The sequence below is a fragment of the Flagellimonas lutaonensis genome (assembly GCF_000963865.1).
Lineage (GTDB): Bacteria > Bacteroidota > Bacteroidia > Flavobacteriales > Flavobacteriaceae > Flagellimonas_A > Flagellimonas_A lutaonensis.
Window position 1 is genome coordinate 1323636 of the sequence record NZ_CP011071.1, and the last position, 26640, is coordinate 1350275.

At 45.0% G+C, this 26640-nt stretch carries 25 protein-coding genes and 1 tRNA gene; 15 read left to right on the top strand and 11 right to left on the bottom strand.

Annotated features, from left to right (window positions below; translation table 11 throughout):
* Positions 1-69 precede the first annotated feature (69 nt).
* Positions 70-1089, top strand: coding sequence for a phenylalanine--tRNA ligase subunit alpha (locus VC82_RS06130; RefSeq protein WP_045801589.1), 1020 nt, complete (start codon positions 70-72; stop codon positions 1087-1089).
* Between the two features lie 29 nt (positions 1090-1118).
* Positions 1119-1514 (top strand): hypothetical protein, encoded by a 396-nt coding sequence (locus tag VC82_RS06135; protein WP_045801590.1) that lies wholly within the window; start codon positions 1119-1121, stop codon positions 1512-1514.
* A 21-nt stretch (positions 1515-1535) separates the two neighbouring features.
* On the opposite strand, the gene VC82_RS06140 is transcribed toward VC82_RS06135, so the two are convergent.
* Positions 1536-2036 carry a YciI family protein gene (locus VC82_RS06140; protein ID WP_045801591.1) on the bottom strand — a complete coding sequence of 167 codons (501 nt, stop codon included), beginning with the start codon at positions 2034-2036 and terminating at the stop codon, positions 1536-1538.
* Positions 2024-2503, bottom strand: a complete 480-nt coding sequence (locus tag VC82_RS06145; RefSeq protein ID WP_045801592.1) for a CYTH domain-containing protein — start codon at positions 2501-2503, stop codon at positions 2024-2026. Before VC82_RS06145 ends, VC82_RS06140 begins: the two co-directional genes overlap by 13 nt.
* A 27-nt stretch (positions 2504-2530) precedes the next feature.
* On the opposite strand from VC82_RS06145, the gene dinB reads away from it, so the two are divergent.
* Genes dinB through VC82_RS15735 form a run of 3 tightly spaced genes read left to right on the top strand, consistent with a single transcriptional unit; the run spans position 2531 to position 4300 of the window.
* On the top strand, positions 2531-3631 hold the full coding sequence (gene dinB / locus VC82_RS06150; protein WP_045801593.1) for a DNA polymerase IV: 1101 nt from the start codon (positions 2531-2533) through the stop codon (positions 3629-3631).
* 46 nt (positions 3632-3677) lie between these two features.
* Complete coding sequence (locus tag VC82_RS15890; RefSeq protein ID WP_084598172.1) at positions 3678-3923, top strand: TetR/AcrR family transcriptional regulator; 246 nt, start codon at positions 3678-3680, stop codon at positions 3921-3923.
* On the top strand, positions 3923-4300 hold the full coding sequence (locus VC82_RS15735) for a hypothetical protein (RefSeq protein WP_084598173.1): 378 nt from the start codon (positions 3923-3925) through the stop codon (positions 4298-4300). Before VC82_RS15890 ends, VC82_RS15735 begins: the two co-directional genes overlap by 1 nt.
* A gap of 55 nt (positions 4301-4355) precedes the next feature.
* On the opposite strand, the gene pyk is transcribed toward VC82_RS15735, so the two are convergent.
* The 5 genes from pyk to VC82_RS06180 all read right to left on the bottom strand — a co-directional run bounded on the left by pyk (position 4356) and on the right by VC82_RS06180 (position 8712).
* A complete protein-coding gene (gene pyk, locus VC82_RS06160) occupies positions 4356-5798 on the bottom strand; it encodes a pyruvate kinase (RefSeq protein ID WP_045801594.1) in 1443 nt (480 codons plus the stop codon).
* Positions 5799-5800: 2 nt separating this feature from the next.
* Complete coding sequence (locus tag VC82_RS06165) at positions 5801-6265, bottom strand: IPExxxVDY family protein (protein ID WP_045801595.1); 465 nt, start codon at positions 6263-6265, stop codon at positions 5801-5803.
* A gap of 107 nt (positions 6266-6372) precedes the next feature.
* Positions 6373-7116, bottom strand: coding sequence for a ribonuclease III (gene rnc, locus VC82_RS06170; RefSeq protein WP_045801596.1), 744 nt, complete (start codon positions 7114-7116; stop codon positions 6373-6375).
* Between the two features lie 7 nt (positions 7117-7123).
* A complete protein-coding gene (fabF, locus tag VC82_RS06175; RefSeq protein ID WP_045801597.1) occupies positions 7124-8374 on the bottom strand; it encodes a beta-ketoacyl-ACP synthase II in 1251 nt (416 codons plus the stop codon).
* Positions 8375-8478: 104 nt separating this feature from the next.
* Complete coding sequence (locus tag VC82_RS06180) at positions 8479-8712, bottom strand: acyl carrier protein (protein ID WP_010519573.1); 234 nt, start codon at positions 8710-8712, stop codon at positions 8479-8481.
* 158 nt (positions 8713-8870) lie between these two features.
* Between VC82_RS06180 and purN the strand changes: the two genes are divergently transcribed.
* From purN to VC82_RS06200, 4 genes are read left to right on the top strand one after another with little or no spacing between them, the layout of a single operon-like run.
* Positions 8871-9440, top strand: a complete 570-nt coding sequence (purN, locus tag VC82_RS06185) for a phosphoribosylglycinamide formyltransferase (RefSeq protein WP_045801598.1) — start codon at positions 8871-8873, stop codon at positions 9438-9440.
* On the top strand, positions 9433-10065 hold the full coding sequence (locus VC82_RS06190) for a ribonuclease H1 domain-containing protein (protein ID WP_045801599.1): 633 nt from the start codon (positions 9433-9435) through the stop codon (positions 10063-10065). Before purN ends, VC82_RS06190 begins: the two co-directional genes overlap by 8 nt.
* A gap of 27 nt (positions 10066-10092) precedes the next feature.
* On the top strand, positions 10093-11034 hold the full coding sequence (locus tag VC82_RS06195; RefSeq protein WP_045801600.1) for a PfkB family carbohydrate kinase: 942 nt from the start codon (positions 10093-10095) through the stop codon (positions 11032-11034).
* A gap of 26 nt (positions 11035-11060) precedes the next feature.
* Complete coding sequence (locus tag VC82_RS06200; RefSeq protein WP_045801601.1) at positions 11061-12974, top strand: amidophosphoribosyltransferase; 1914 nt, start codon at positions 11061-11063, stop codon at positions 12972-12974.
* A 658-nt stretch (positions 12975-13632) separates the two neighbouring features.
* Here VC82_RS06200 and VC82_RS06205 read toward each other — a convergent pair.
* The gene (locus VC82_RS06205; RefSeq protein ID WP_045803289.1) at positions 13633-14241 is read right to left on the bottom strand and encodes a superoxide dismutase; all 609 of its coding nucleotides are present in this window, start codon (positions 14239-14241) and stop codon (positions 13633-13635) included.
* A gap of 138 nt (positions 14242-14379) precedes the next feature.
* Between VC82_RS06205 and VC82_RS06210 the strand changes: the two genes are divergently transcribed.
* The 4 genes from VC82_RS06210 to VC82_RS06225 all read left to right on the top strand — a co-directional run bounded on the left by VC82_RS06210 (position 14380) and on the right by VC82_RS06225 (position 22931).
* Positions 14380-17451: a UvrD-helicase domain-containing protein gene (locus tag VC82_RS06210; RefSeq protein WP_262491914.1), complete on the top strand. Its 3072-nt coding sequence runs from the start codon at positions 14380-14382 to the stop codon at positions 17449-17451.
* A 12-nt stretch (positions 17452-17463) separates the two neighbouring features.
* Positions 17464-18657, top strand: coding sequence for a glycine C-acetyltransferase (gene kbl, locus VC82_RS06215; RefSeq protein WP_045801603.1), 1194 nt, complete (start codon positions 17464-17466; stop codon positions 18655-18657).
* Between the two features lie 113 nt (positions 18658-18770).
* The gene (locus VC82_RS06220) at positions 18771-20111 is read left to right on the top strand and encodes an OmpA family protein (RefSeq protein WP_045801604.1); all 1341 of its coding nucleotides are present in this window, start codon (positions 18771-18773) and stop codon (positions 20109-20111) included.
* 66 nt (positions 20112-20177) lie between these two features.
* Complete coding sequence (locus VC82_RS06225) at positions 20178-22931, top strand: PD-(D/E)XK nuclease family protein (RefSeq protein WP_045801605.1); 2754 nt, start codon at positions 20178-20180, stop codon at positions 22929-22931.
* Here VC82_RS06225 and VC82_RS06230 read toward each other — a convergent pair whose 3' ends face one another.
* From VC82_RS06230 to VC82_RS06240, 3 genes are all read right to left on the bottom strand, one after another.
* Positions 22932-23642: an SDR family oxidoreductase gene (locus VC82_RS06230; RefSeq protein ID WP_045803290.1), complete on the bottom strand. Its 711-nt coding sequence runs from the start codon at positions 23640-23642 to the stop codon at positions 22932-22934.
* Positions 23643-23774: 132 nt separating this feature from the next.
* Positions 23775-23848: transfer RNA gene (locus VC82_RS06235), tRNA-Ala, on the bottom strand.
* 85 nt (positions 23849-23933) lie between these two features.
* A complete protein-coding gene (locus VC82_RS06240; RefSeq protein WP_045801606.1) occupies positions 23934-24731 on the bottom strand; it encodes a universal stress protein in 798 nt (265 codons plus the stop codon).
* Positions 24732-24784: 53 nt separating this feature from the next.
* On the opposite strand from VC82_RS06240, the gene VC82_RS06245 reads away from it, so the two are divergent.
* Both VC82_RS06245 and VC82_RS06250 read left to right on the top strand, forming a co-directional pair.
* On the top strand, positions 24785-25285 hold the full coding sequence (locus VC82_RS06245; protein ID WP_045801607.1) for a GNAT family N-acetyltransferase: 501 nt from the start codon (positions 24785-24787) through the stop codon (positions 25283-25285).
* 5 nt (positions 25286-25290) lie between these two features.
* Positions 25291-26631 (top strand): MATE family efflux transporter, encoded by a 1341-nt coding sequence (locus tag VC82_RS06250; RefSeq protein WP_045801608.1) that lies wholly within the window; start codon positions 25291-25293, stop codon positions 26629-26631.
* The last annotated feature ends 9 nt before the right edge of the window (positions 26632-26640 follow it).

Consider the following 26640-nt stretch of genomic DNA (forward strand, 5'->3'; position numbering starts at 1 on the left):
TTCTGTTTGGCCTTGGTTTGTTTTAGGCCGCAATTCACTAAATTTGTCGGCTATTAAGGCCTTCAGGTGATGATCAATACCATAAAAGAACATTTGAAAAAAGTTGAAAGCTTCGATGCTACATCAAAAGATGAGATCGAAGCTTTCAGAATTCAATATCTGGGCAAAAAAGGGCTGTTGAACGCATTCTTTGCCGAGTTCAGAAATGTGCCCAATGATCAGAAAAAAGAATTTGGTCAAGCAATCAACCAGTTGAAAAACGCGGCCACTGAAAAGGTCAATGCACTAAAGAGCTCTTTAAGCGATTCAAGAGAAAAGGCCGGTAAGTATGGTGACCTTACCCGGCCCGGCGAACCCATTGAAATTGGTGCCCGGCACCCTATTTCAATAGTAAAAAACCAGATTATCGATGTTTTTTCGAGAATTGGCTTCAATGTGTCAGAAGGGCCCGAAATAGAGGATGACTGGCATAATTTCACGGCATTGAACCTGCCCGAGTACCACCCTGCCCGCGATATGCAGGATACTTTTTTCATTCAAACCGACCCTGATATCTTGTTGCGCACCCATACTTCATCGGTACAGGTGCGGTATATGGAAAACCACAAACCCCCGATTCGAACGATTTCTCCGGGCCGCGTTTACCGAAATGAGGCCATATCGGCGCGTTCACATTGCTTTTTTCATCAAGTGGAAGGCCTCTATGTAGACAAAAACGTTTCATTTGCAGACCTGAAACAAACGCTGCAATATTTTACCTCAGAAATGTTCGGGAAGTCAAAAATACGTCTTCGCCCCTCTTATTTCCCGTTTACGGAGCCCAGTGCAGAGGTAGATGTTTACTGGGGGTTAGAGACCGAGACCGATTACCGCATGACCAAGGGTACGGGCTGGCTAGAGATTATGGGGTGTGGTATGGTTGACCCCAATGTGCTTCAGAACTGCGGTATTGACCCAGAAGTCTATTCTGGCTTTGCCTTTGGCATGGGCATTGACCGCATTGCCCTATTGTTGTACCAAATACCCGACATTCGTCTGTTGAGCGAAAATGATGTGCGGTTTCTAGAGCAATTCAAGAGTGCCCTATAGGTTACACCAAAGGTATTTTCAGTTGTCACATGAGAAAAGATATTGAAATACCCATTGCAGAGAATGTATATGTTGCGGCGGTGAACGAGTGGGATGAAAATTTCCTCTCCAAGGATTGGTATGTATACCTGATCAACAACCGCCTGACCCCCATTGAGGGAATTATCATCGTTTCAAAAGGGTACAAAAACGACACCAAGACCTCTACCCTGAGGAGAAGCCTCGAATGGCTCGATGGGGAATCATATCAAAAGATAGAGCTCATCACCGAAGAGCTGGTTGCCATTGAAAACGAGTTTTTTGTCACCTTTTTTGCAGACAAGAAGCTCTACGAACGAAGATTTATTTTCGAACCCTATACCATTGCCGAAAAGAACGCTGCCCCACTTCCCATATTGGAAAGTGAGGGTATTTTGGCCAAATGACGGCCCCGCCCCGTTTTGATATCAACGGAGCGGATACCCCTTGGCCGCCCACCAAGGCCTGACCTCAATGGCCAATCGGCCTGCCTGAACCGCTGGATCCAAGTTTGCGAGGCTATCGGCCATTTGTAAGGTGGGCACATTGTAAATAGTGATACCGCGCACCTCCCCTTCATCACCAAAGGGTCCTGAAATATCGGCGAAACCTTCATCGTACATCCGTTTCAAATGGGCAAGATGAAGGCGCTGAAGACTATCGGCCTCTGCTTTGCTTTGTGAACGTACGGGACCGCTCTTTAGAAAGGCCATGAAATATTGTTGCATCAGAATGGTGTCTTTGGTTTCTTCATCGATATAATCAAATAGTTGGTACCCCTCAGAGGTCAGTTGTTCCTTCAGCTCCAATATGGACTTTTCGGCTTTTCCAGAAGCCACTTCCGTAGGCGGTATTTCTGCTGTTTTCTGCTGTTTGCATGAAATTGTCAGCAATAAGGCCATTGCAAGTACATATGTCAATCTTTCCATTGCGAATAAGGGTTTTGGGTCAGTTGTGAATTGTAATATTGTATCGCCCCGGTGACTTCTTTTCCGAGCCAGCTGGGTTTTTCGAACACCTCGTCTTCATGGGCCAGTTCAACCTCGGCAATAACGAGCCCTTTGTTTTCGGCCAAAAATTCATCAACCTCGAAAACATGGTGCCCACAAGGCACTGCATACCGTATCTTTTCTAAAATATGACCCTCGCAAAGGTCTATAAGATTGGCCGCCTCTGAAGCCGATATCTCGGTTTCCCATTCAAAACGTGTGGTTCCCGATTGGTTACTGGCACCTTTTACGGCCAAGAATCCTTTACCGTCCCTGACCCTTACACGTACTGTTCGATCGGGGTGTGTATTCAAGAAGCCCTGCACAATTCTGGTCTGTGTTTGGGCCTCTTTTTTGTAAGCATCAGAGGTCACCAAAAATTTACGTTCGATTTCAAGGTGTTCCATCAAAATAAATATAACCTAATTTTGGATATGGAGTTTGATTTCCCGCTTCGAAAGATTATCCATGTCGATATGGATGCCTTTTATGCTTCAGTGGAGCAGCATGACAATCCGGAGCTGAAGGGAAAGCCTATCGCCGTGGGCGGGGGCTCTAAACGGGGAGTGGTCTCTGCCGCAAGCTACGAGGCCCGTAAATTTGGTGTACGCAGTGCCATGGCGGGTTATTTGGCCAAACGCAATTGCCCTGACCTGATATTTGTAAAACCCCGATTTGACCGATACAAGGAAGTTTCGCAACAGATACGCAGCATTTTTTTTGAATATACCGATCTTGTCGAGCCACTTTCACTGGATGAGGCTTATTTGGATGTCACGGAAAACAAAAAAGGAAACCCGTCGGCCACCTTGATTGCCAAGGAAATCCGCGAAAAAATCTTCGAACGCACCGGATTGACCGCCTCTGCAGGAATATCGATCAATAAGTTCATCGCCAAAGTGGCCAGCGATTACCATAAGCCCAACGGGCAGAAAACCGTAAATCCGGAAGAGGTGGTCGAATTCTTGGAAGATCTCGACATTCGAAAATTTTACGGTGTGGGCAAGGTCACTGCCGAAAAGATGTACCGCCTCGGCATTTTCACCGGCAAAGACCTCAAGGCCAAAACAGCTGAATTTTTGGAAGCCAATTTTGGTAAAAGCGGAACGTACTATTATCATGTGGTGCGCGGCATACACCACAGTACCGTAAAACCGCACCGCACCCCAAAATCTGTAGGGGCCGAGCGTACCTTCAGTGAAAATCTGAGCAGCGAAATCTTAATGTTGGAACGTCTTGAAAATATTGCCAACGAACTGGAGCGCCGACTGAAAAAATCAAAAATCGCCGGAAAAACCATCACCCTAAAAATTAAATACAGTGATTTTACTTTACAGACCCGCAGTAAGACACTGCCCTATTTTATTTCAGACAAAGCCCTGATTCTTGAAACGGCCAAAGAACTGTTATCCCAAGCCCCATTACAAAATTCGGTTCGTCTATTGGGCATTTCCCTGGCAAATTTGAACACTGGGCACAAAAAAAACGAGACCAAAGAAAATTCGGTTTCGGTTCAATTGAAATTTGAATTTTAACGAAAAATAACTTGTAGACAAACCGGTCTTTCTTAACTTAGAGGGCATGTCTACCCCTGATGTTGCACTTCACATTCTTAAAACGGCTGGTTCTCTCTTTTATAGGAACGGATATCACAACACAGGAATCAACGAAATCATCAAGCACGCCGATATAGCCAAGGCTACACTTTACAATCATTTTGAGTCGAAGGATGCCATTTGTATCGCCTATCTCGAACACAGGCACCGTAGCTTTATTTCGGCATTGAAATCGTATGCAGAAAACGTTATGTTGGCAAACCTGCGTTGATGGCCATTTTTGATTATGTAATTGATGCCTATCGCGGTGATGCTTTTTATGGTTGTTGGGCCTCACGAATTTATGGTGAACTTAGGCCGGAAAGTCAAAACATAGCCGAGGTCATCCGTCAGCAAAAGAAAGACCTCTTGGTGTTTTTGGAAGAATTGGTGCGCCGCAATTTTGTCAATATCTCGAAAGCGGAGGTCGAGAAAATTTCTGGCGGCCTCTACCTTCTCTACGAGAGTGCCATGTCAGAAAGTTATCTTCACCAAAGCGATTGGCCCATCTATTTGGCAAAGAACATGGCCGCTGACTTGTTCAGCGGAGTGCAATTGGCAGAAAAAAAACCCAATCCAGAAGGTGGCTTTTCGAACAATCTGCACTAGCCATTTGAAAACCCTTGCTGGCATGGCCCTTTCCCAGAAAAAATTAAAATTGTCCTCAGAAACTACAGCTTTCAATCTCTGTAACACGTAGGGTGTTCACCATTCCCTTAGCTTTTATGGGCATGGCCGCCAAGCTGATCAACATATCGCCTACTTCAAGAAAGCCTTTCTTGCATGCGATGGCATTCACGTCTTCAATGGTTTCGTCGGTAGAAACAAATTTGTCGTAATAAAAAGCCTTAACGCCCCATAAAAGGTTCAATTGTGTGAGTATGCGCTTGTTGGATGTAAAGACCAGTATGTGGGCACTAGGCCGCCATGCCGAAATCTGAAAAGCCGTATAACCACTGTTTGTTAGGGTAGAAATGGCCTTTGCCTGTATTTCATTGGCCATTAATGCAGCATGATAACAGACCGATTTGGTAATATAACGGTTTGTGCGTATATGGGGCGGGTTCTGTGGAACGGTTATCAGACTTGAGCTTTCAACACTTTGTAGGATGCTTGTCATTTTTTCGATTACCTGCACGGGGTAATTGCCAACCGATGTCTCACCTGACAACATCACGGCATCGGCACCGTCCATTACTGAGTTGGCCACGTCGTTCACCTCGGCCCTTGTCGGGGTCAAACTGGTAATCATGGTTTCCATCATCTGGGTGGCGATAATGACCGGTATTCGGGCCTTTTTGGCACGCAATACCAACTGCTTTTGAATGAGGGGCACTTCTTGTGCGGGCACCTCTACCCCAAGATCGCCACGGGCGACCATAAGCCCATCACAATAGGCCACAATTTTGTCGATGTTCTCAACGGCCTCTGGTTTCTCTATTTTGGCGATGATGGGTATCTTGTGTTCAGAGTTTTCCTTTATCAGATTTTGAAGGTCGATGAGGTCTTGACTGTGTCGAACAAAAGAAAGGGCGATCCAGTCTACTTCTTGTTTGATGGCAAAAACAGCATCTTTTATGTCTTTTTCAGTCAGTGCTGGCAGCGAAATGTTGGTATTCGGAAGATTGACCCCCTTTTTTGATTTGAGCGGGCCGCCTTGTATGACCTTGGCGCGCACCTCATCCTTTCCATTGGACGACAACACCTCAAAAATCAATTTTCCATCATCAAGAAGTATCCGTTCACCGGGTTTTACATCCTTCGGAAAATCTTTGTAGTTCATGTAGACCCTTTCGGCATTGCCCTCAAAAGGTTCGCCCGTTACAAACAAAATTTCGTCGCCCGGGGCCACGACGACCTCGCCGCCCATTACCCCCACACGCAGCTTCGGACCTTGCAAATCGGCCAAAATTGCCGTATTGGTCCCCATCTCTTCATTGAGGTCACGAATCATATTGATTCTTTCGACCACATCATCATAATTGGCATGGGAGAAATTTATACGAAATACATCGACTCCCGCCTCTACCATACTTTTAAGCGTTTCACGTTTGCTCGTGGCCGGCCCTAAAGTTGCAACAATCTTGGTCTTTTTTTTAGTTGGCATTCTCAAAAAATTAGGTTTGCTTTCGATTTTAATAGATCAACATTCAATCGGTACGCTGTGATGATATTGGGGATGGCATTTATTTCTCTTATGATTTGATCGACCGCTACATCACCATCAGCATTTATTTTCAACAAGTAATCAACTTCTTTCTTTTCTTGGACCAAATAATGTTTTTGAACAGGGGCGTTGAACTTGAAAAGACCCTCGGCAGAATCGTCGCCCACCACCATGCACTTGTTTCTGAACAAGGTATATTCAAAATCGCTCACCTCGTCAAAAAACCCAAACACCGGATAGGTAGCCCCCTGCCCTATTTGGTGGTCGCTTTTGTTGCGCTTCAGCCGAAGCCCTAAATGTTTGTTCAAGACGTAGGCCATCGCATAATCATCCAAGCTGCTGTGCACTGCGATCAACTCGAATGAATCATAGAACTGATCCGCCGATATCTTATGTGTCGTCAACATTAAATTCTAGCGAACGGTAAATATACGGCTATTTGGCACAACTTAACCGCTTCAAGACCATGTTTGGAGAGCCCATTGATTACGAAAACGTTTGCGCTGCCATTATTCTATGACTGGGTCGCCTCAATCTTGTTCTGAAGGGCAAAATAAGCCCTTTTTGATGCTTTCTCCTCTGCCTTTTTCTTTGATGTGGCCCTAGCCTTTGCAGCTATCCTGTCTTCGATGGAAAGCTTTACCGCAAAATGCTTCAGTTCGTCATTTCCGGTATCTTCGTACACATCGTAATGAAAGTTCTTTTTCTGTTTCTGGCACCACTCGATCACCAAACTTTTGTAACTGATCACCTTGCCCTCAAGTTGCTCAATATCAACGTAGGGCTCTATGACCCGCTGGTTGATGAACTTTTCACAATAATGGTAGCCCCTATCTAAATAAATGGCCCCTATCACCGCCTCGAAGACATTGCCATGTATGTTCTCGCCAAAGTGGGATTTTGGTATGCGGCTTTCAACAAGATTCAGTAGCTTCAGATCTCTTCCAAGCTCGTTGAGGTGCTTTCTGCTTACGATCTTCGAACGCATTTTGGTCAAATAGCCCTCATCGCCATCGGGCACCTCGTTGTAAAGATGTTTTGAAATAATTGTGCCGAGCATGGCATCGCCCAAAAACTCGAGGCGCTCATAATTCAACGGATTGCCGTTCAAGTCTTTTTTGTTAAGCGACCGGTGCAAGAACGCTTTCTTGTAAATATTGATATTCTTGGGCTTAAAGCCCAGTATCTTTTTCATTTCCAAAAAAAAATCCCCATCCGCCTTCGAATGGGAATTGAATATTTTGGTCGAAAACTTCATCGTTTTCTTAACTGATTTTTCTAAAAAGTACGCAGGCATTGTGGCCGCCAAAGCCAAATGTATTGCTCATGGCGACATTGACCTCACGGGCCTGTGCCTTATTCAAAGTCAAGTTAAACTTTGGGTCTATGTTTTCGTCGACCACACTGTGGTTTATAGTCGGTGGCACCAAATTATGCTCCATTGCCAAAATGGAGGCAATGGCCTCTATAGCACCCGCAGCACCCAAGAGGTGGCCCGTCATAGACTTGGTCGAATTGATATTTATTTTATGTGCGTGGTCGCCAAAGACTTTTGATATGGCCTTCAGCTCGGCAACATCACCCAACGGTGTCGATGTGCCGTGCGTATTGATGGCATCGACCTCTTCTGGTTTGATGCCGGCATTTTCAAGACAATTTTCCATCACCTTGACCACTCCTATGCCTTCAGGGTGTGGTGCCGTCATGTGATAGGCATCACTTGAAAGTCCGCCACCGATCACTTCGGCATAGATTTTGGCGCCCCTTGCCTTGGCATGTTCGTATTCTTCCAGTATCAGGGCTCCAGCTCCTTCGCCCAGTACAAAACCATCCCTTGTCGCGTCAAAGGGCCTTGAAGCCGTTTCAGGACTGTCATTTCTTGTCGATAGGGCGTGCATGGCGTTGAAACCACCCATGCCAGCAATGGTCACGGCAGCTTCACTACCGCCTGTTACCACCACTTCGCAATGGCCCAACCGAATGTAGTTGAGGGCATCTATCAGCGCATTGGCAGATGAGGCACAGGCCGATACCGTGGTATAGTTTGGCCCCATGAAGCCATACTTGATCGAGATATTGCCAGGGGCAATATCTGCTATCATCTTTGGAATAAAAAATGGATTGAAACGTGGTGTGCCATCGCCTTCGGCGTAGTTAATCATTTCGTTCTGAAACGTCTCAAGCCCTCCGATACCGGCGCCCCAAACAACCCCTACTTTGAATTTGTCGACTTTATCAAGATCCAAGCCTGAATCTTTGATTGCCTCTTCGGTAGACACTAGGGCATATTGGGCAAAACGGTCGAGTTTGCGTGCTTCCTTACGGTCGAAATGGTCTTCTGGGTTATACCCTTTCAACTCGCATGCAAACTTGGTCTTGAACTTTTCAGTGTCAAAATATGTAATGGGGGCAGAGCCACTTTTTCCATTCTTCAATCCGTCCCAATAGGCTTCAACATTGTTGCCAATCGGGGTCAAGGCCCCCAAACCGGTAACTACAACTCGCTTTAACTGCATTGAACTGATTTTTGACCTCTATTCAGCCTGAAATTAAAAAAAATTATCCATGTGGTTCAATCACCACATGGATAATCTAAAAATCTTAGGAATATATCATAAGATTACTTTGCTTCTTCTATATAGCTAATGGCTTGACCAACCGTGGCAATGTTCTCGGCCTGGTCATCAGGAATTTGAATATCGAATTCTTTCTCAAACTCCATAATAAGTTCAACAGTGTCCAAAGAATCTGCACCCAAATCGTTGGTGAAGCTTGCTTCTGGTACTACTTCGTTTTCGTCAACACCGAGTTTATCAACGATAATGGCCTTAACTCTTGATGCAATGTCTGACATAGTTATATCGGTTTTTAAATTTAATCGTTGGCAAAAATAGTAAACTTTGGTTTAAATACACTATTTGTCGATAAAATGTACTGTATATTACGGGGTTAAATTCTTTGACCTTACCTTTACCGCCCATAGGATGTTGCCCATAATTTTCTGTTCAGGTAATGAAGAAACTGGTTGTTTTTGCCTCTGGTTCTGGCACCAATGCCGAGAACATCATCAAATATTTCGAATCGGGCCCATTGGCAAGGGTCTCGTGTGTCTTGACAAACAAATCTGAAGCAGCAGTGCTGCAACGGTGCGACCGTTTGGGCATACCGGCCCTTTACTTCAACAGACATGCCTTTCGGGCCGGGGCCGTGCTAAATATGGTACGGTCAGAAAATCCGGATTTGATCGTATTGGCAGGATTTTTATGGAAAATCCCGGCAGGTTTCATAGAGGCCTTCCCAGATAGGATCATCAACATACACCCGGCATTGCTTCCCAAATATGGGGGCAAGGGCATGTATGGCAACAAGGTGCACGAGGCCGTTAAGAAAAATGGCGAAAGAGAAACGGGCATCACCATTCACTATGTCAACGAACAGTATGATGAAGGGGCCATCATCCATCAGGCAAAAACAGCAATCGACCAGCACGATTCGGTAGAGGCCATTGCCGAGAAGGTTCATGCCCTAGAATACGAACACTATCCGAGAGTCATCGAAAAACTATTGCGAAACAATGGCTAAGAAGAAGTTTTATGTGGTCTGGAAAGGAAAGCATCCTGGCATTTATGAGTCATGGGATGATTGCAAGGCACAGATAGCTGGCATCAAAGGGGCGCAGTACAAGTCTTTTGCAACCTTTCAGGAAGCAAAAAAGGCCTATAACAGCAACTATCTTGAATATAAGGGAAAGAAAAAAGGGAAACCCAAGCTCTCACAAGAAGAGCTCTTGAAAATAGGGGAGCCCAACTACCACTCCATCGCCGTTGATGCCGCCTCAAGTGGCAATCCAGGTGTTATGGAGTATCAAGGCGTGGACACCAAAACAAAGAAGGTATTGTTCAAACAGGGTCCTTTCAGGGAGGGAACCAACAACATTGGTGAATTTTTGGCCATTGTACATGGTCTTGCATTCCTAAAAAACCAGAAAAGCGACCGCATTATTTATTCCGATTCGAGAATTGCCATTGGCTGGGTGCGTAAAAAAAAGTGTGGCACCAAGTTGAAGCCCTCGAAAAAGAACCAAAAAGTATTTGAGTTGATTGCCCGCGCCGAAGAATGGCTGAAGACCAACCGATACAACACCCCGATCGTCAAATGGGAAACCGCTGCCTGGGGTGAAATTCCAGCAGATTTTGGCCGGAAATAATTGTATCTTTGCACCAAAATTTGCTTGATGGGCAAACTCTTGATTGTAGGCACCTTGGCCTTTGATGCCATTGAAACGCCTTTTGGAAAAACCGATAAAATTTTGGGGGGCGCCGCAACCTTTATAGGCTTGGCCGCTGCTCAGTTCGAAATAGCCTCTGCCATTGTATCGGTAGTCGGAGACGATTTTCCCGAATCGTATCTCGACCTGTTGAAAGACCGAAACATTGACCTGTCAGGGGTCGAAATCGTACAAGGAGGGAAAACGTTCTTTTGGAAAGGCAAATACCAAAACGACCTGAACACCCGAGATACACTGGTGACCGAATTGAACACCCTGGCCGATTTCAAACCGGTGGTGCCCGACAATTTCAAGGATGCCGATGTGGTAATGCTCGGCAACCTTCACCCAAGCATACAGATGAGCGTCATCGACCAAATGACAGAACGGCCAAAACTTATCGTTCTCGATACCATGAACTTTTGGATGGACAATACTTGGGATGAGCTGATGCAGGTCATTGGAAGAATCGACGTCATCACCATCAACGATGAAGAGGCCCGGCAGATGACCAAAGAGCATTCGTTGGTGCGTGCTGCGGCCAAGATTCAAGAAATGGGCCCCAAATATGTGGTCATCAAAAAAGGTGAGCATGGCGCCCTATTGTTTCATAAAGAACAAATATTTTTTGCCCCTGCCCTGCCGCTCGAAGAAGTGTTCGATCCAACAGGGGCGGGCGACACTTTTGCCGGTGGTTTTGTCGGGCACCTGGCAGAAACGAGAAACACCACCTTTGAAAATATGAAGAACGCGGTGATACACGGCTCAAACCTTGCCTCTTTCTGTGTTGAAAAATTCGGCACAGAACGAATGCAGCAACTGAAAAAAGACGAAGTCAATCATAGACTGTTGCAGTTTAAAGAATTGACACAGTTCAATATTGAGTTAGAACAACCCCATGCCCTGTAGACACAGGGTATTTTTATTTTAATGATATGAGCGATGCCATTAAGCACGAATGCGGAATTTCATTGATACGCCTGCTAAAGCCCCTAGAATATTATCAAGAAAAATACGGGTCTGCCTTTTACGGTGTCAACAAGATGTATTTGATGATGGAAAAACAGCACAACCGTGGGCAAGACGGCGCAGGGTTTGCCAGCATCAAATTGAACATGGACCCAGGTGAGAGGTATATGAGCAGGGTGCGTTCGGCACAGCAGCAGCCCATTCAAGATATTTTTGACCAGATCAATGCCCGTATCAATACCGCAATAAGCGAGAACCCCGATCACGCTGATGATGTGGCCTGGCAAAAAAAGAACATTCCCTATATCGGCGAACTATTGTTGGGCCATGTTCGCTATGGCACCTTTGGCAAGAACAGCATTGAAAGTGTGCACCCGTTCTTGAGACAGAACAATTGGATGCACCGAAACCTCATCGTGGCGGGCAACTTTAATATGACCAATGTAGATGAGCTCTTCGGAAATCTAGTCGAATTGGGGCAACACCCAAAAGAAATGGCCGATACGGTGACCGTAATGGAAAAAATTGGTCACTTCTTGGATGATGCAGTGGCCAAATTGTACAAACAAATCAAGAAAGAAGGTTTTAACAAACGTGAGGCCTCGCCCTTGATCGCCGAGCGGCTGAACGTGGCCAAGGTTTTGCGAAAATCATCGAAAAATTGGGATGGCGGCTATACCATGGCCGGTCTTTTGGGCCATGGCGATGCCTTTGTGTTGAGAGATCCGGCCGGCATCAGACCTGCCTACCACTACCAAGACGATGAGATCGTGGTGGTTGCCTCAGAAAGACCGGCCATACAGACAGTTTTCAATGTTCCCTACGAGGGCGTAAAAGAACTAGACCCAGGACATGCCATCATCATCAAAAAAGATGGCGGTGTGTCGGTCAAAGAAATCATAGAACCGGTCGAGAAAAGGGCATGTTCGTTCGAACGGATCTATTTTTCGAGGGGCAGTGACAAAGAAATCTATGAAGAACGAAAAAGATTGGGGCAGTTGGTGTTTCCACAAATATTGCAGGCCGTCGATGGCGACCTGTTGAATACCGTGTTCTCATACATCCCCAACACGGCCGAAACGTCGTTTTTTGGTATGGTGAAAGAAGCCCAAAACTATTTGAACAAGAAAAAGGAAGACCAAATTTTGGCCTTGGGCCCGGGCATCACAAAAGAACAGCTCCACGAGATTCTTGATATTAGGCCACGTATTGAGAAAGTTGCCATTAAAGATGCCAAACTGCGAACTTTTATTACCCAAGACAGCAGCAGGGATGATCTGGTGGCCCACGTATACGATGTTACCTACGGCTCTGTCAAAGAAACGGATAACCTAGTCATTATTGACGATAGCATTGTACGGGGCACTACCTTGAAAAAAAGTATTCTCAGAATGCTGGATCGTTTAAACCCGAAGAAGATAGTAGTGGTTTCTTCGGCGCCCCAGATCAGGTATCCCGACTGTTATGGAATCGATATGGCCAAACTGGAAGATTTTGTTGCCTTCAAGGCCGCTTTGGCCCTTCACAAAGAACAGGGCTGCATGCACCTTGTCGACGAAATCTACTATAAGTGCAAAGACCAAATTGAGTCGAAGGAAAAAGCCCCTATCAATTACGTACAGGATTTTTATAAGCCATTTACCGCCGACCAGATTTCAGATAAAATCGCCGAGATGCTCAGTTCAGAAGACGTAAAGGCCGAGGTCAAGATCATCTATCAGACCATTGAAAACCTTCACGCGGCATGCCCGCAGAATTTGGGCGACTGGTATTTTACGGGCAACTATCCAACGGCCGGGGGCAACAAGGTTGTAAACCGCGCCTTTGTCAACTTTTACGAGGGAAAAAACCAAAGAGCGTACTCTGAAATTACCATTTGACGGAAGATTCTTGCTTTTTGTCGATGAAAATGACTTTTTACCGTCTTTTTGTACCCATTGGCACAACATAGGCTTACCTTAGTTATTGCCATAGCATAAGTAGGTTAAGTTCATGGTAAGATTTGGGGCAAAAAAGGTGGAGACTTCTCCACCTTTTTTATTTCGTACGACTGCATGCCAACGGCCGTAATACTTTTCTTCAGCAATTATAATCCGTTTTGATATAGCTGGCATTTCAACTGATTAAAGGGGCGTTTGTCTAAAAGCTTTTTTGGTTCACAAGCCTTGGAATACATTTGGAAAACCATAGCATAAGTAGGTTAAGTTCATGGTAAGATTTGGGGAAAGAAGGCGGAGTTAACTCCGCCTTCTTTATGTTTGAAACTCAACCACTTAATATTGTTTTATGTTGGAATTTTCTGTCAGAAGACATTTTTCCAATGAAAAAAATGTTAAAATTCCTTTGTTATTTTACACAATACCAGTAATTTAGTACTGCCATAGCATAAGTAGGTTAAGTTTATGGTAAGATTTGGGACGAAAAGGGTGGGGGCTTCCCCGCCCTTTTCTATTATATAAAAACAACCTTTTTCAGGCAACAAAAAAGGGGAGGGCCACTCAGGCCCTCCCCTTTTCCTGTAATGAATCTTACTGCCGCCTATTTGTTGTCGGCATATCGTTTTGCGACCTCATCCCAATTGATGACATTGAAAAATGCCGAGATATAATCAGGTCGTCTGTTCTGATAGTTCAGGTAGTAGGCATGCTCCCATACATCAAGCCCCAAAATCGGATACCCCCCACATCCTGTGTTGGGCATCAAAGGGTTGTCTTGGTTCGGGGTAGAGCAAATTTCAAGCTTGCCGCCCTTGTGTACACACAACCAGGCCCAACCTGAGCCGAACCGGCTTCCTGCGGCAGCACTGAACTTGTCTTTAAACCCGTCAAAAGAGCCAAAGGCATCGTTGATGGCATCGGCCAGTTCACCAGATGGGTTTCCGCCCCCGTTAGGCGACATTACCTCCCAAAAAAGGCAGTGGTTAAAATAACCGCCCCCATTGTTTCGAACCGCTGAGTTCGACATGTCCAAATTCTTCAAGATATCCTCGATTGACTTGCCCTCCAAGCCTGTGCCTTTTACGGCATCGTTCAGTTTTGTGGTATAGCCATTATGGTGCTTGGTATGGTGAATTTCCATGGTACGTGCATCGATATGTGGTTCCAACGCATCATAGGCATAAGGCAAATTGGGTAATTCAAAAGCCATAATTTTCTCAATTTTTAAGTTAATATTGTTCTTCTTCAAAAGTACGATTTTAACAAATAAATACTCAAAATGTTATGTTAAGAAGACGATAAGAATCAGTACTTTGCAATTAAAAACCTACCCATCGAAACCTTTAAGATATATAATGCTTCAGCTGGTTCTGGCAAGACCTATCAACTTGCCAAAAACTACTTGGGATTATTGTTAGACCCCAAGCGGCGCGTGGGCCATCGGCACTTACTCGCCATCACTTTTACCAACAAGGCCGTTGGCGAAATGAAAGAGCGCATTTTGGGCAACCTACAGCTTTTCTCTGAACTGGATGATTTAGGGGCGAACAGTATGGCGTGCGAACTCTGCGAAGAGCTTTCGATATCTATCGATGAGCTGAGAGAACGCTCGAAAAACGTTTTGAAAATCGTGTTGCACAACTATTCGCTGTTCGAGGTTTCGACCATCGACCGGGTAACCCATAACATCATCAGAACCTTTGCCCGCGATCTAAAGATTTCGCAGGGTTTTGAGGTGACCCTCGAAACGGATCTGTTGCTGGAGGAGGCCGTTTCCCGTACTCTCGGCAGGGCCGGTATTGATGAAGGTCTTACGGAATTTTTGATGGACTTCTCTTTGGAGAAAATAGAAGATGACAAGAGCTGGAATATTTTTAAAGACCTCTTTGATATGGGGAAACTGTTGTTTGAAGAGGTTCATGCCCATCACTTAAAAAAGTTGAAAAACAAGTCGTTGGATGATTTCAGGCAGCTTCAGCAAAAACTGAAGACCGACATCTGCACAAAAGAGCAACAGATTCAAAAGGCGGCCGACAAGGCGCTGGATATTATTGCATCGAACAGTTTGGCGTTTTCAGACTTTACCGGGGGCTACTTTCCAAAATTTATGCAAACATTACAAGAAGGCAATTTCAATGTCAATTTTAATGCCGCATGGAAACAAGACTTCCGCGAGAAGCCCCTTTATAACAAAAGTGCCCCCCAAGGCATTAAGGATGTACTCGACACCCTTCATGAAGCCTTCGCGGAAATCTTTGACCAAATCAAACATAGGTTCTGGGAGCGCTCCTTTCTAAAAAATTGCTATAAGAACCTAGTGCCCATGAGCGTTCTGAACGAAATTTCCAAAGAGGTGAAAAGCATTCAGGCCGAACGTGACATACTGCCAATCTCTGATTTTAACTCCATTATCGCCGAGACCATCAAAGACGAACCCGTGCCCTTTATCTATGAACGCCTGGGCGAAAAGTTCAGGCACTATTTTATAGATGAATTTCAAGACACCTCTGCCATGCAATGGCAAAACCTGATCCCGTTGATCGCCAATGCCCTTGAGGGTGCAAACGAAGAGCAACAAAAGGGATCGTTGACCTTGTTGGGTGATGTAAAGCAATCGATTTATCGATGGCGGGGTGGCGAGGCCGAGCAATTCTTAAGGCTTATCAATGGCGAAGAAGCGCCGTTTGTGGTAAAGCCTTCGATAAACGATCTTGTCTCGAATTGGCGTAGCCATGATGAAATCATAGCCTTTAACAACTCGTTCTTCGCCCATGCTTCCAAATTTCTGATCAATGGTTCGTACCGTCAATTGTACGAAGGCGCCACCCAGCAGCAATCCCGATCAAAAAAGGGCGGTTTTGTTGAAATCTCCTTCCTTGAAAAAAAAGAAGACCTAGACCCCTATTGCGTCAAAACCCTTGAGATCATTGGGCAAGTAACTGACAAAGGCCATAATTACAGCGATATTTGCATTCTGGTAAGGGACAATAAGAAAGCGGCCCAGATGGCCACCTTTTTAACAGCGCAAAACGTTCCATTGGTATCGCCAGACTCTTTGTTGCTCAAAAACAATGGGGAGGTACGCTTTCTATTGGCCTTGCTCCAATGGCTCGAAAACCCCAAAGACAAAGAATCGTGCTATGATATTTTGGTGTTTTTGTTCGCACAAAAAAAAGAACTGCACGATTGTTTGGTACCACACTTGTCTTCCCTTGAAACACATCTTGCGGAAACCTATGGATTTGACCGAAAAGCCTTGTCTTCAAAATCCACATATGATATACTGGAGCTTGCCATAGCCAAATTTGGCCTTCACGGGCCCTCTGATGGGTATCTCTTTTCCTTGCTTGATGAGGCCTTTATGGTACAGGGCAAACAGGGGCCACAAATCACGTCGTTTCTTGAGCATTGGCGATTAAAAGAAGATTCCCTCAGTCTGACCTCGCCCTCTGGTGTCGATGCCGTGCAGATCATGACCATCCACAAGGCCAAAGGGCTCGAGTTTGAGATAGTCATATTTCCCTATGCCGATGCCAAATTGATAGATGGCAAGGCCAAAAAACTGTGGGTATCCGTAGAGGCCGAGAAATTTCTGGGCTTTGATCGCCTCTTGTTGAGTTCGAACAAGATGATGACCCATTTTGGGGAGAGCGTGGCAAACATCTACCAAGAAGAGCAGGAAAAGACCCAACTAGATGCTTACAACGTGCTGTATGTAGCCATGACCAGGGCTGTAAAAGCGCTATACATACTGTCTTCTGCGGAGGTCTCATCACAAACAGAAACCTATTCGGGACTTTTCAAAAACTTTTTGGACGAAAAAGGCCTTTGGCAAGACAACCAGCTTACATATACTTTCGGAAATCTTACCGGGCAAACAGAAAAACATTCCCCGAAAGACCGGGAGAACGTTCCGTTAATGCCCACCGCAATAGAGTATTCGACCCTAAAAAGGGCACTATCGCATATGGCCTTGGCATCTCCTAAGAGAAAAAAGGCCCTGGCCAAGGGCAATCTGTTACACAATGCCATGAGCCAAATCAGGTATCGGAATGAAATCCCTGAAACCATTAAAAGAATCCAATCGCAGAGCGACCTATCCAAAGAAGACGTTGAATTCCTACAACAAAAGATAGACGAGATCGTCAACCATGAAGAACTTAGGGCTTTTTTCATGGATAATCTAGAGGTATTTAACGAGCAAGATATCATTGGTCCAGACAACCAGTTGATGCGGCCGGACCGAATTGTCATTAAAGAGGGGGTTGCTTCCGTGATTGACTACAAAACGGGCAATCCCTCAAAGAGCCATCAAGACCAATTGCAGGCCTATGCCCAAATCTTGGCCGATATGGGGCTGACCATTGAAAATAAGGTGTTGATATATATTAATGATTCGATAACCCCGATATTTGTCTAAAACCAGAAAACCATGTACGGAAAGATCAAAGACCATCTTCAGAATGAATTGGAAGAAATAAAGAATGCCGGGCTGTTCAAGAAAGAACGCATCATTACTTCGCCCCAAGATGCGGTCATCAAGATTTCGACCGGCCAAGAAGTCATCAATTTTTGTGCTAACAATTATCTGGGCCTCTCATCGCACCCAGAAGTGATAGCAGCTGCCAAGGCCACATTGGACTCACATGGTTTTGGCATGTCGTCGGTACGCTTCATCTGTGGCACCCAAGACATCCACAAAGAGCTTGAAGCCAAAATTGCACAGTTCTACGGCACAGAGGATACCATTTTGTATGCCGCTGCCTTTGATGCGAACGGTGGGGTGTTCGAGCCGCTTTTAACGGCAGACGACGCCATTATTTCAGATTCGCTCAACCACGCTTCAATCATCGATGGGGTACGCCTGTGCAAGGCCAAGCGGTATCGGTATGCCAACAATGATATGGCCGATCTTGAAAACCAGCTGAAACAGGCCGTGGAAGATGGGGCAAGGTTTAAGATCATTGTCACCGATGGCGTGTTTTCAATGGATGGATTGTTGGCCCCACTCGACAAAATCTGTAATCTGGCCGAAAAATATGATGCCCTTGTAATGGTAGATGAATGTCATGCTGCCGGCTTTATCGGTGAAACAGGTCGCGGCACCCTAGAGGAAAAAGGGGTCATGGGCCGTGTTGACATTGTTACGGGCACCCTTGGCAAGGCCCTGGGTGGTGCCATGGGCGGCTACACAACAGGCCGAAAAGAGATTATTGAAATGCTTCGCCAGCGATCAAGGCCATATCTGTTCTCAAACTCCCTGGCTCCCACCATTGTTGGTGCTTCCATCAAGGTTTTTGAAATGCTCGAGAACGACACCAAGTTGCGCGACACCCTTCAACAGAACACAGAATACTTCAAAAAGGGTATGAAAGAAGCCGGATTTGACATTATTGACGGTGACTCGGCAATCGTACCCGTAATGCTGTACGATGCTAAACTCTCCCAACAAATGGCCGATATGTTACTTGAAAAGGGCATCTATGTGATCGGTTTTTTCTATCCGGTTGTGCCAAAGGGAAAGGCCCGTATAAGGGTGCAGTTGTCGGCGGCCCATACCAAAGAACATCTTGATAAGGCCATAAACGCATTTACCGAAGTTGGAAAGGCTTTAAATGTCGTTTAAGTGCATTAAAAAATCCATGAAATGCGCAAAAAAAAATAAGTGATTGATTTTGTTAATAGTTTTTAACAACTTACATTTGCAGCTGATAAACACTTAAACTTAAAATTTTGAACATGAAACATCTTAGCAAATTAGTAGCCATTGCGGTTGTCTTTTTTGGCTTGAACAGCATACAGGCTCAAGACGAGAATAACCCCTGGCAGGTAAGTATCGGTGCCAATGCTATCGACGTATACCCTACAGGTGATGTTAGCTCCTTTGGTAATGAGTTTTTCAATGTTAACGACCACTGGAATATTATTCCTTCGGTTTCGTACATTTCGGTTTCTCGCTATGTAGGTGATGGTTTCTCAGTTGGTGCTAGAGGATCACTTAACAGAATTGATAAGCTTGGAGATGTTAGCGTAGACGATTTGTCTCACTATGCCATTGATGGTACCATTAAGTACAACTTCTTGAAGAACACCAAACTAGACCCCTTCTTGGAAGTAGGTGGTGGTTATACTTGGGTTGACGAAATCGGTGCCGGTACCGTAAACGGTGGTGTTGGTTTGAACTACTGGTTCTCTGACAACTTTGGTTTCACGCTTCAAACACAATACAAGCACGCCTTTGAAGATTACGGCGTGAAGCACTTCCAGCACTTGGCCGGTTTCTCTATCAAGTTTGGAGGCACCGACACAGATGGTGATAGCATTTATGACAAAGATGATGCCTGCCCAGAGGTCGCTGGCCTTGAAGCATTCAACGGTTGCCCAGATTCAGATGGTGATGGTATCGAAGATGCCAAAGACGACTGTCCGAATGCTGCTGGTTTGAAAGAATTGAACGGTTGCCCAGATGCTGATGGTGACGGTGTTGCCGACAAAGACGATGCTTGTCCGAACGAGGCTGGTCTTGAGTCTTTGGCAGGATGCCCAGATGCTGATGGTGATGGTGTTGCCGATAAAGATGACGAGTGCCCTAACGAGGCCGGTCCTGCTGAGAACAAAGGTTGCCCATGGCCTGATGGTGATGGCGACGGCGTTCTTGACAAAGACGATGAGTGCCCAGAAGTTGCTGGTACTGTTGCCAACAACGGTTGCCCAGAAGTGACCGAAGAGGTTCAGAAGCAATTAAACGATTACGCCAGAACTATCTTGTTTGACACCGGTAAGGCAACCTTGAAGCCAGAATCTACTAGTGTATTTGTTGACATCATCAGGATTCTCAACGAATATCCTAACGCTAAGTTTACTGTTGAAGGACACACTGATAGCGTAGGTAGCGCTAAGTTGAACCAGCAACTTTCTGAGAAGAGAGCTAATTCAGTACGTGATTTCTTGATCAACGAAGGTATTGCTGCCGACAGATTGACTGCGGTTGGTTACGGTGAAGACAAGCCTATCGCCACCAACAACACCAGAGCAGGTAGAGCCCAGAACAGAAGGGTTGAAATCAACTTGGTGAAGTAAGGAATAAAAACCTTTTTCGATATATCAAAAAGCTCCGCAAATGCGGGGCTTTTTTTATTTTTAAGAATGCAATCTTTTTTAGAGGACGTAGCCGACGACATTCAAAAAAACCACCCCTCCCTTCAAGGATTGGTGCTTATATTGCCCAGTAAAAGGGCCGGCGTGTTTTTGAGAAAGTACCTCACAGAGCGTATAGAAAAGCCCGTCTTTTCACCTACCATACTGTCGATTGAAGAGTTCATCGGTCAAATTTCGATATTGGTGCCCATTGCCGAGCACAACCTGTTGTTTGAACTGTACGGTGCTTATTCCGAGGTGGTGAAAAAAGACCGCGATGACTTTCAAACCTTTATGGGATGGGCACCCACACTGCTGCAAGATTTCAATGAGGTTGATAGGTATTTATTGGATTACAAGCGTTTATTTGGTTATTTGGCAGAAATCCACCGAATAAAAAGTTGGAGTCCAACAAACGAGAGTACACCATTGTTAAGTGGCTATGTTCAATTCTGGAAAAATGCATTGCCCATTTACGAATGCTTGGCAAAAAGATTGAAAGAAAAGCATCTTGGCTTTCAAGGCCTGATTTATAAAGAGGCCAGCAAGAAAGTTGGCGAGTACTTGGCCCGTCATGACCAAAAGCACATTTTTATTGGATTCAATGCGCTAAATACCGCCGAGACTAAGATTATCCAATCATTTCTGGAAAATGGAAATGCCACTATTTATTGGGATTTAGACTCCTATTTCTTGGAAGACCCAATACATGATGCCGGTTTGTTCATACGGCGTTACAAAGAAAGTTGGCGCCATTTTGAAACCAATGCCCTAAAGGGTATTTCACAACATTTTTTAATAGAGCGGCCAATCAAAATCACTGGGCTCCCAAAGAATATAGCTCAGGCAAAATTTATTGGCGACTTAGTACGAAAAATAAGTTCCTCAAACCCTGCCGCGCTGAACAAGACGGCTATCGTACTGGCAGATGAAAGCTTATTGACCCCCATTTTACATGCCCTGCCCAATGGTATTGACAAAGTGAACGTGACCATGGGCCTCCCTTTGGGTCAAACCCTGATGTCCGACTTCTTTTTGGCCTTGATTGATCTAGAAATAAACCGTTCGCCGAATGGATGGTACCACAAGAACGTTCTCTCATGGTTAGACAACCCCTATACCAAGATTCTGTTCCAATCGGGTGAGAATGGTTTTGTTCAATCGCTCAGGTCGTCCATACAATCCCAAAACTTGGCGTACCTCAGCACGTACCACATTATGCAACACTTGAACGATGGGTCACAGAAGAACATCATCGCATCATTGTTTTCAGAGAAGCCCACAAGTCTCTTGACATTTATCAACGTATGCCTGCAAATAATTGAGCGGTTCCATGGCCATTACAATGAGCATAACAGTCTGCATGAACTAGAACAGCTTTCATACTTTCATGAAATTTTCAGTGATCTGGACCATTTTGTTTCGCAACACGATTTTCTTACAGAAATGATTGTTTTGCGACAATTGCTTTCAAGGCAAGTGGCTGAAAAAAAACTTGATTTTCAAGGCGATTCAACTGAAGGTCTCCAAATATTGGGCATGTTAGAAAGTAGAAACATCGATTTTGAAACCGTTATCATCGCTTCGGTCAATGAGGGCATTCTACCCTCGGGAAAACGGAACAATTCGTTCATCCCCTTCGATGTTAAAAAAGAATTTGGCCTGCCCACACACAAAGAGAAAGATGCCATTTATACCTATCATTTTTATCGGTTGCTGCAAAGGGCCCAAAACATTCATTTATTGTACAATACCGAGGTCGATGTGCTAGAAGGTGGCGAAAAAAGTCGGTTGTTGACCCAATTACTATCAGACAACAACATCAACCATTGTATTGCCCACTCTATTGTGGCCCCCGCAGTGGCCGTTACACCAAAAATCCTCTTAGAGGTACATAAGACAAAAAGTCTGCTCGAAGACCTTGGTGTACTGGCAAGAAAGGGACTTTCTCCTTCATCACTGGCCAATTACATCAGAAACCCTCTGGATTTCTATAGAAAAAACCTGCTGAAAATTGCCGACAGGGAAGAAGTTGAAGAAAATATTGCGGCGAACACTTTTGGCACCATCGTACATGATGCTTTGGAAGCCATTTACAAACCTTTTGAAGGCTGCTTGTTGGACAAAAGGGCTCTTTTAGAGGCCAAAGAAGGTATTCGGCCTATCGTGCACCAACAATTCACGAAGTTTTACGCAGCAGATAGCCTGAAAAGCGGACAGAACCTATTGGTGTTCAACGTAATCGTACAATACTTGCAAAACCTGGTTGAAAATGACCTCTTACACATCAAAAGTCACGAAATCAAGATTTTGGGCATTGAAAGAGAACTATTGACCACCATAGATATTCCTCAGCTCGGCTTTCCAGTGGTTTTGAAAGGTAAAATAGATAGGATCGACATGGTAGATGGTCAGGTGCGTATTTTAGATTACAAAACAGGACAAGTAAATGCTTCGGAAGTGGCTATTGTTGATATGGTTGATGCGGTCACCGAACCAAAATATAACAAGGCCTTTCAATTGCTCTGTTATGGGCTACTATATTCGAAGACCACCGATCCAAAGACTCTTACCGCAGGAATCATCCCTGTAAAAAAGAGGAATCCAAATCCCGTTTTGTTTGCCGTTAAGCCAAGCACCGACAGCAAACAAAAAAACCATCTGATACATTCAGAGCTGTTAGAAGAATTTGAAAACAAGCTCAGCGGCTTGGTTTTGGAATTGTTTGATCCCAATGTTCCCTTTATTGAAAAGGAGGTCTGATTATTTTAGGTCGGGCCTGGTTGGGCGCACCTCAATCTTACTGGGCAATGTTCTGGGGTGTATTTTCAATAGATCAAGAACAATTTCGCCAATATCCTCCGGTTGAATCTTCCATGCATCTTTTTCTGAGGGTTCGTTGCCATTGAAATGTGTGGCCACCGAGCCGGGCATGATGGTTGTTACCTTGATATCGAACTTTCGAAGGTCGAGCATGGCCGCTTGTGTAAAACCGACCACCCCGAACTTTGTGGCATTATATCCCGCCCCATTTGCAAAAAAATTAGTGCCTGCCAGACTTGCCAACGACATAAAATAGCCTTTTGATCGCTTCAAGGGTTCAATGGTAGCTTTCATGGTATAAAACACCCCGGTAAGGTTGGTATCGACCATCTGTTGCCACTGTTCTGGGGTCAACTCATAGACCGGTGCAAAATGTCCCACCCCCGCATTGGCCAGGACCACATCTAAGGTGCCCCATTTTGCAAGTATTTGGTCTATGGCTTCCTCTTCGTTCTCGAGCTTTGTAACATCCGATTGCAGTGGCAGTACGGTATCTGCATCTCCGAGCCCCGAAGCCGCTTCTCGAACGGTTTCCAATGTTCTTCCACTGATGGCCACCTTCATTCCGGCCTTCAACAGAGTCTTGGCAACACCATATCCGATGCCCTTGCTGCCTCCTGTGATATAGGCCACTTTTCCCTTCAAATCCATATACTGCGTTTTAGAACAGGAAAGATATGAACCGTTTTGCTTTATTTGAAAAAAAGGAATGTCATTGTTTTCAAAAAAACTAACCAATGGAAACGGCAGAAACAAAAAAACCATCCCGTAGGATGGTTCAAGTGGAGCATATCGGAGTCGAACCGATGACCTCTACGCTGCCAGCGTAGCGCTCTAGCCAGCTGAGCTAATGCCCCAAAAACAAGTGCCGAAAGGTAAATACCTTTGGGAGCGCAAAGGAAATACATTTTGCCCAAGTTTCAAAATGTAAGCCCCCTAAAACTAGTCTTTTTTGACGCTCAGCACCAACACCGGTATGGGCGCATAGAACTCTGATTTGAGAATGGTGTTCTTTTCCAAAAGCTTTTTGAAAAACCCCCGTCTTCTGCGGAAAACACACAACATATCTGGGTGCGCTTTTTGAAAATGTTCCAACACACCATGATAGGTGGTCGGATTTTCTGAGATGGTCACATTCTTGCTCAAATCCAACAAGGCAGTGTTGATTTTAAGGTCGTCTTCAGAATAGCCCGGAGTCTTTACCAACAAGAGATTGATTTCAGAACCATATTTATTCTTTATTTCGCTCAAAGGGTACAAAATTTTACTCCTTTTTAAAATGCCCGATCGAAAAGCGCACAAAATTTTCTTAATTGGGGCATGCTTCGTTCCCTTTGGCACAATTAGGGTGGGTATATCGGTTTGTTTTATAATGCGGCCAGAGGTATGGCCCAAATAGTATTCTTCATTAATATCATTGCTTCTAGGAGCCAGAATGATCAAATCGATGCCAAGCTCTTTTTCTATATCGTTCAAACCATCTATGATGTCTCCATTATACGAGGCTATTTTAATGTCAATACCTTTGGTGTCAATCTTTGATATGACTTGCTTGATCTGTTCTTTCCCGCTTTGGGCCACTTTTTCGGTAACCTTTCCAAGGGCTCCGGCGCCAGTGCTAACGGTAAAAACATCCATCACGTAAATCTGTGCGCCAAAATCGGAGGCAAAATCTACTGCATATTGGAGCGTTTCATGGGAATCTGGTGAAGTGCCCACCGGCACCAATATATTGTTCATAAGCTTGGTTGTTATGATTATGACCTAAATTTACAATTTAATCGCTTTCTTGAATGATCCGACAGGCAAAGTTATCTGAAATACCTGAAATTTTGGCGATTACAAAGGCCTGTTCGCTAGATATGCAACGAAAGGGCATCTACCAATGGAACGAAAATTACCCCTCGAGAGCCGCTTTCATAAAAGATATCAAAAGACAGGAACTCTATGTAAAAGTGCTTCGTGAAGAGATTATTGGTGCCACTGTCGTTTCTACCGTCAAGGATGAAGAGTACAAGGCCATAGAATGGTTGGCGTCGAACGACAACAGCATATATGTACACCGCCTTTGTGTACACCCCGATTTTCAAGGCCAAGGGCACGCCCAATCGCTAATGGACTTTGCCGAAAAGTTGGCCCGAAAAGGTAACTTTGCATCCGTAAGGCTTGATACCTTTTCGCAAAACCTACGAAACCAACGTTTCTATGAAATAAGGGGGTACAAACAATTGGGCGATGTTTACTTTCCAAAACAGAGCAAACATCCCTTTCACTGTTACGAGCTGCTGCTATAAAAGCTATGATTACACGAACCGCGGTTACTTTTAAGAACATTAACAAACTAGCAATTCCGGCAACCATTTCCGGCATTGCCGAACCTGTGCTGTCCATAACCGATACCGCCATTGTGGGCAATATTCCCGTTGATGGGTTGGAGTCGTTGGCTGCGGCAGGTATCGTGGGCTCATTTTTATCGATGCTGATCTGGGCGTTGGGCCAGACACGAAGTGCCATTTCGGCAATTATTTCACAATATCTGGGGGCGGGCCGCATACAAGTGGTTGAAGACCTGCCCGCCCAAGCCATTTTTTTGAACCTTCTGTTGAGCTTGGTGGTTTTGGGGTCCACCATATTCATTGTTGATGATATTTTTAGGCTTTTCGAGGCTTCAGGCAAAATTCTTGATTATTGTATCAGTTACTATTCGATTCGGGTCTGGGGTTTCCCGTTGACTTTATTCACTTTTGCCATATTTGGCATTTTCAGGGGACTGCAAAACACCTTCTACCCCATGATAATAGCCGTAGTGGGGGCCGGTCTCAATATTATTCTCGATTTTGTTTTGGTATATGGTATCGAAGGCTTCGTTCCGGCCATGTACCTCGAGGGTGCCGCGTGGGCAAGCCTCATTTCGCAGGGGGTAATGGCCATTATGGTCTTTTTTCTCTTGAAAAGAAAGACCCGTATCAGTCTTAGGCTTCGGGTTCCTTTGAATAAAGAACTAAAACGATTGGTGTACATGAGCCTAAACCTGTTTGTTAGGACCTTGGCGCTGAACGTGGCCCTTATCATTGCCGTGAGGGAGGCCACCTCATTGGGCGACCGGTTTATTGGGGCCCACACCATCGCCATCAACCTTTGGCTGTTCGCGGCATTTTTTATAGATGGTTACGCCGCTGCGGGCAACAGTATGGCAGGCAAGTTGTTAGGGGCGAAAGACTACAATGGACTTTGGACATTGGCCAAGAAAATATTGGCCTATGGCATGGTGGTCAGCTTTGCGCTGATGGTTGCCGGCTTTCTGTTTTACCAGCCGCTCGGCCGTATTTTTTCCAATGAGGCAATTGTTTTGTCTACTTTTTACAGTGTTTTTTACCTCGTGATCATAGGATTGCCCGTCAATACCATCGCCTTTTTGTTTGATGGTATCTTCAAAGGGCTCGGCGAGATGAAGTATCTTAGAAATGTATTGCTCATGGCCACATTTTTAGGGTTTGTGCCCACCTTGTATATCGGCAAGGCATTGGGCTGGGGCTTTTATGCAATTTGGATTGCCTTTCTGGTATGGATGATGGTCAGGGGCGGGGCGTTGGTCTGGAAATTCCATCGAAAATTCAGTCCCTTGCTTCAAAAGACTTAATTTTGGATA

Bases quoted from the DNA above. Each gene is read 5' to 3' on its own strand.
- VC82_RS06200 (WP_045801601.1), top strand. From the start codon at position 11,061: ATGAGCGATGCCATTAAGCACGAATGCGGAATTTCATTGATACGCCTG.
- VC82_RS06145 (WP_045801592.1), bottom strand. From the start codon at position 2,503: ATGGAACACCTTGAAATCGAACGTAAATTTTTGGTGACCTCTGATGCT.
- VC82_RS06230 (WP_045803290.1), bottom strand. From the start codon at position 23,642: ATGGATTTGAAGGGAAAAGTGGCCTATATCACAGGAGGCAGCAAGGGC.
- VC82_RS06220 (WP_045801604.1), top strand. From the start codon at position 18,771: ATGAAACATCTTAGCAAATTAGTAGCCATTGCGGTTGTCTTTTTTGGC.
- VC82_RS15890 (WP_084598172.1), top strand. From the start codon at position 3,678: ATGTCTACCCCTGATGTTGCACTTCACATTCTTAAAACGGCTGGTTCT.
- VC82_RS06180 (WP_010519573.1), bottom strand. From the start codon at position 8,712: ATGTCAGACATTGCATCAAGAGTTAAGGCCATTATCGTTGATAAACTC.
- purN (WP_045801598.1), top strand. From the start codon at position 8,871: ATGAAGAAACTGGTTGTTTTTGCCTCTGGTTCTGGCACCAATGCCGAG.
- VC82_RS06165 (WP_045801595.1), bottom strand. From the start codon at position 6,265: ATGTTGACGACACATAAGATATCGGCGGATCAGTTCTATGATTCATTC.
- VC82_RS06140 (WP_045801591.1), bottom strand. From the start codon at position 2,036: ATGGAAAGATTGACATATGTACTTGCAATGGCCTTATTGCTGACAATT.
- rnc (WP_045801596.1), bottom strand. From the start codon at position 7,116: ATGAAGTTTTCGACCAAAATATTCAATTCCCATTCGAAGGCGGATGGG.
- VC82_RS06225 (WP_045801605.1), top strand. From the start codon at position 20,178: ATGCAATCTTTTTTAGAGGACGTAGCCGACGACATTCAAAAAAACCAC.
- pyk (WP_045801594.1), bottom strand. From the start codon at position 5,798: ATGCCAACTAAAAAAAAGACCAAGATTGTTGCAACTTTAGGGCCGGCC.
- kbl (WP_045801603.1), top strand. From the start codon at position 17,464: ATGTACGGAAAGATCAAAGACCATCTTCAGAATGAATTGGAAGAAATA.
- VC82_RS15735 (WP_084598173.1), top strand. From the start codon at position 3,923: ATGGCCATTTTTGATTATGTAATTGATGCCTATCGCGGTGATGCTTTT.
- VC82_RS06250 (WP_045801608.1), top strand. From the start codon at position 25,291: ATGATTACACGAACCGCGGTTACTTTTAAGAACATTAACAAACTAGCA.
- VC82_RS06135 (WP_045801590.1), top strand. From the start codon at position 1,119: ATGAGAAAAGATATTGAAATACCCATTGCAGAGAATGTATATGTTGCG.
- fabF (WP_045801597.1), bottom strand. From the start codon at position 8,374: ATGCAGTTAAAGCGAGTTGTAGTTACCGGTTTGGGGGCCTTGACCCCG.
- dinB (WP_045801593.1), top strand. From the start codon at position 2,531: ATGGAGTTTGATTTCCCGCTTCGAAAGATTATCCATGTCGATATGGAT.
- VC82_RS06245 (WP_045801607.1), top strand. From the start codon at position 24,785: ATGATCCGACAGGCAAAGTTATCTGAAATACCTGAAATTTTGGCGATT.
- VC82_RS06205 (WP_045803289.1), bottom strand. From the start codon at position 14,241: ATGGCTTTTGAATTACCCAATTTGCCTTATGCCTATGATGCGTTGGAA.
- VC82_RS06190 (WP_045801599.1), top strand. From the start codon at position 9,433: ATGGCTAAGAAGAAGTTTTATGTGGTCTGGAAAGGAAAGCATCCTGGC.
- VC82_RS06195 (WP_045801600.1), top strand. From the start codon at position 10,093: ATGGGCAAACTCTTGATTGTAGGCACCTTGGCCTTTGATGCCATTGAA.
- VC82_RS06240 (WP_045801606.1), bottom strand. From the start codon at position 24,731: ATGAACAATATATTGGTGCCGGTGGGCACTTCACCAGATTCCCATGAA.
- VC82_RS06130 (WP_045801589.1), top strand. From the start codon at position 70: ATGATCAATACCATAAAAGAACATTTGAAAAAAGTTGAAAGCTTCGAT.